1 protein-coding gene is annotated in these 4,742 nt (G+C 43.7%); it reads left to right on the top strand.

Features of this window, described 5'->3' with window-relative positions:
* Positions 1–1,015: 1,015 nt before the first annotated feature.
* Positions 1,016–4,742, top strand: a 3,727-nt coding sequence (locus H6F80_RS28435) for an ATP-binding protein (protein ID WP_190794878.1), incomplete at its 3' end; no start/stop codon positions are given.

The following is a 4,742-nucleotide window of genomic DNA, read 5'->3' as shown; positions in this document are numbered from 1 at the left end:
CGATTCAAGCCAGTTAAAGCGCGCAGCAAGCGGTCTTGTGTCAGCACCCGTTCAATATCCAGCATTTGCTTATCCCATTTCTGCCTTCTATTCTTGCTTATTTCCCGACAAGTCTATTCAATAGGGCAAGAAGAACGTTGAGCGGAATCGAGGCGATGAATATGATGAGAAAGGGATAAGTAAAAGGAGTCAAACAAGGGGACAGTGTGTCTCAAGTGAAATTTATCGAAGCGCTCCTTGGAATTGCTGCTTAAGAGAATGCTAACGATACCGATCGTTTGTCCTTAATAAACTTTTGTGACACAACCGGAAAACTTGCGCAATTTGCAAATCAGTTGCGCACTTTATAAACCTTTGAAGCCAGTATCGTTTGAGGCTTTCAGATATTGAGACAAATCAAGCCAAGGAGCATCAATATCTTACCTCTGAAGCTCAAAACGCTTGTTTAGCAGAAGATCAGAAATTTACGCCATTCATTTGCTAATTGCGCCAAATCATCTGCTCATCCACATCTGGGCTTGTTCGTGTGACCTATAGACTAGTCAGATAGCTATAGGTTAGCACCCGACACCACCTAGCGTTAGTAGGTGGTGTGAGCTTCATGTCTATCCCATCCTTTCGTCGTCAGGTCAACTTCCCGATAGAGTCTAGCCTTTTGCGATGACATCAGAATCATTGAGAACGAGCGTGGTACCCGAACAAACCATAGAGGTTCCAGCCAAACTACCGTAATAAAACTTTATTAATTAAGAGGTAGCTAGACCAAATTCAAATTCCACATCAGGTATGAAGTTCTCTATCCTTTTAGATTTCAGGCGACCAGGCTACATTAAGTTGAGGGTCAACTTAATGAACTCAAGTGAACTTAAACAAACTTAAGTGGTGTGAATTGAACGAATGTTGAAGAATGAAACATAACTATAACAACAAAGGATGGTGGTAGGCGATCGCTACGGCGGTATGAGTATAGTTGCTTGTTAGAGCCGAGGCATGACCTCATCAGGAGAAAATTCAAATGATTGCTTTACCTGGAGTTGCCATTCAACGCAAGATCTACGAGAGTTCGGTGTCTCTGGTGTATCGGGGCATCAGTGAGGAAGATGGCCGAGCGCTTGTTATCAAGGTACTGAAGCAAGATTATCCCTCTCCTCAAGAATTAACGCGCTACAGACACGAATATGCGATTACCCGTTCTCTAAATCTAGAAGGCGTGGTCAAAGCTTACAACCAGCAAGCGTATCAGCGTACCCTCGTTATCCTACTAGAGGACTTTGGGGGTGAGTCCTTAGATTACTGGAGACAGCAACGTTCAGGCTTCTGTCTCATGCCCTTAGACACGTTTCTCCAATTTGCCATCAACCTCACAGATATTCTAGGCAAAATCCATGCTGCTCATGTTATTCACAAGGACATTAATCCTGGAAACATTGTTCTAAATCCCGATACGGGCGTTGTCAAAATCATTGACTTTGGCATTGCCACTCAGTTCAGTCGCACAAATCCGACGTTCAAAAGTCCGCACGTTTTAGAAGGCACACTCGCCTATCTTTCTCCGGAACAAACCGGGCGGATGAACCGGACGATCGACTACCGCACCGATTTTTACTCACTCGGAGTGACATTCTACCAGCTGCTGACTGAACAACTGCCGTTTCCCACAACAGATGTCTTAGAGTTAGTCCACTGTCACATTGCTAAACAGCCTACTCCACCGCATGAACTCAATGGAACGATCCCTGAAGCTGTTTCAGACATCATCTTGAAACTGATGGCGAAGAATGCGGAGGATCGCTATCAGAGCGCTTGGGGCATCAAAGCAGATTTGGAACAGTGTGCTGAACAATTATCAGCAAGCGGCCAGATTAATTACATCCAACTGGGGCTGCAAAATACTTCAGACCAGTTTCAAATTCCCCAGAAGTTGTATGGACGCGACACGGAAATAGCCGCATTATTGGCAGTATTTGAGGGAGTAACAGGGGGAAGTGACACGGAGATAGAGAGACACAGAGATGTATGGATTGACAATGTTCCGGCGTCTGCTGAAATGATGTTAGTCTCTGGTTATTCCGGAGTGGGTAAATCGGCGTTAGTACAAGAACTCTACAAACCCATCACAGCAAAGCGCGGTTATTTTATCTCTGGTAAGTTTGACCAGTTCCAGCGCAATGTTCCCTACAGCGCCATCGTCAATGCCCTACGAAAATTGGTGCAGCAACTCCTTGGTGAACCCGATGAGCAGGTGCAACAGTGGCGATCGCGCCTACTCACCGCTTTGGGAAGTAACGGGCAAATCATGATTGATGTGATCCCAGAAGTTGAGTTAATTACGGGTAAGCAGCCATCCGTACCGGAAGTGGGAGTTGCGGAAACTCAAAATCGTTTCAATCGCGTCTTTCAGCATTTTATCCGAGTGTTTTGTTCTAAGGAACATCCACTCGTAATCTTCTTGGATGATTTGCAGTGGATAGACTCCGCCACACTGAAGTTAATCGAACTGATGCTGCTGGATAAGCAGACCCAATATCTATTTTTAATTGGAGCCTATCGAGATAATGAAGTAAATTCAACGCATCCATTGGCATTAACGCTGGAAAGGCTGCAACAACAAGGGGTGATGCTTCAGGAGATTATCCTGGCACCTTTAACGCTAGAGCCGTTGAGCCAATTGATTGCTGAGACGCTCTATCAGGATGTTGAAACCGTTTGTGCTCTAGCCCAGTTAGTGCTGCGGAAAACGGAGGGCAATCCTTTCTTTGTCGGCGAATTTTTGAGAATGCTATATAGCGAAAGTCTGTTGACTTTTGATGAGTCAAATTTAAGCTGGCGGTGGAAAATTGCTCAGATCAAAGCTCAAAACATCACCGATAATGTAGTGGAGTTAATGCTCGTAAAGCTGAAGAAACTACCAGAAAAAACTCGGCAAATTCTCCGCTTAGCCGCTTGTGTCGGAGCCGAATTTGATTTAGATACGTTAGCGATTATATATGAGAAGTCGCCCAAAACGGTTTTTCAGGATTTACTACCAGCGGTACAAGGAGGATTCATTCAACCCCTGTCTGAATTAGATGAGGACTTGTTAGTTCAAGAGTATAAGTTCTTGCATGACCGAGTACAGCAGGCTGCCTATGCTTTGATTCCTGAGGATCAAAAGCAAGTAACGCACTACTCTATTGGGCAACTCCTGCTCAGCAGGCTCTCTGAGGTCGAACAAAGTGAGATGCTTTTTGATATTGTCAACCACATCAACTTCGGTCAATCCCTTTTGACCCAGAAAGATGAAAAGGAGAAAATAGCACGACTTAATTTGGCTGCCGCTCAAAAAGCCATCTCTTCTACAGCTTATGAAGCCGCGATTCGGTATCTTGAGACTGGTATTGGCTTACTCGAAGCATCGGTCTGGATGAGCCAGTACGACTTGATGTTCAACCTGTATCGGACTCTCTGTGCAGCACAGTTGAGCAATGCTAGCTATGAGCAATTAAACGCTACAACCAAAGTTGCTTTAGAGCATATTTCTTCTGCCGTTGATCGCGCAGATATTCGTGTTTTTCAAATCACTCAATATACCCTACAAGGCAAATGTGAGGAAGCAGTTCAAACAGGTTTGATCGGGTTGCATGAGTTGGGAATTGAGATTAAGGGCAAAAAATTGACGGAACTAGTCCGTGAAGAGTTTGTTGCTGTTGCCAAAAGCTTAGAAAATCGCTCAATTTCCTCGCTTTTAACTTTACCAACAGTGAGCGATCCGGTGATTCAAGCAATGATTAGATTGCTAATTGCTGTAGATATACCAACTTACATTACGGCTAATATTGAACTTTACTGCTTCGTCAGTTTAAGAGTAGTTCGTCTTTCCATCGAACATGGAAATATCGCTGAGTCTATTAAGGCTTATGCAAATTATGGTCTTCTCTTAGGTTTGATGGAAGGGCAATATCAACGAGGCTATGAGTTTGCAGATTTAGCAGTGCAGCTTAGCTACAAGCTAAACAGTAAATCTCAGCAGTGTAAGGCTGAAATGTTGTTTGGAGGCTTTATTCAAGTTTGGTCAAAGCCTTTAGCAGGGGCAGCCACGATCAATTACAAAGGTTTTCTGGCAAGCATGGAGTCGGGAAATGTTCAATTTGCAGCCTATAACTTAGTCGGTAACATTTTTAATCGCTTATTTCAAGGAGAAAATTTAACAACCGTTGCAGCAGACAACAAAAAATATCAGTTGGTGGCGGAGCAGATTCAGGACGAGCTTGCGAAGGTGGCACTGGCTGCAGCTAGATTTTTCATTGCAAAACTTGCTTTAGGGCAAGCGGCACAGGAGCATGATCAATTGCTCAGGGAGACAGAAAAGATAGTTCATCAGGGTGAAACCTCACAAATACAGTTTTCAATTTGTCTTTATTACATTCTCAGAATGCATTTTTCCTGTTTAACAGCAGATTTTGAGCAAGGACGCTATTATCTTGTTGAAGCGGAAAAGATCCTAAATTCTATTGTAGGATTTACAACCTACAGTAGTTATTTCTATTATGGTTCTCTGATTCTACTCAACTTGTATCCTGGTTCATCTCAAGCAGAACAAAGGAACGCTTTGAAACAGATTCGATCAAATCAGGAGCGCTTGAAAGTATGGTCGGATAGCTGTCCAGAAAACTTTTTACACAAGTTTCATCTCGTTGAGGCAGAGAACGCGCGAGTCTTGGGTCAACTTTCTGAAGCAGAAGACTTATATGAACAAGCCATTC

This window comes from Leptolyngbya sp. FACHB-711, assembly GCF_014695615.1.
Taxonomy (GTDB): domain Bacteria; phylum Cyanobacteriota; class Cyanobacteriia; order Elainellales; family Elainellaceae; genus Leptolyngbya_A.
The sequence above is the reverse complement of the archived record's forward strand: the minus strand, read 5'-3'. Positions and strand labels throughout refer to the sequence as shown.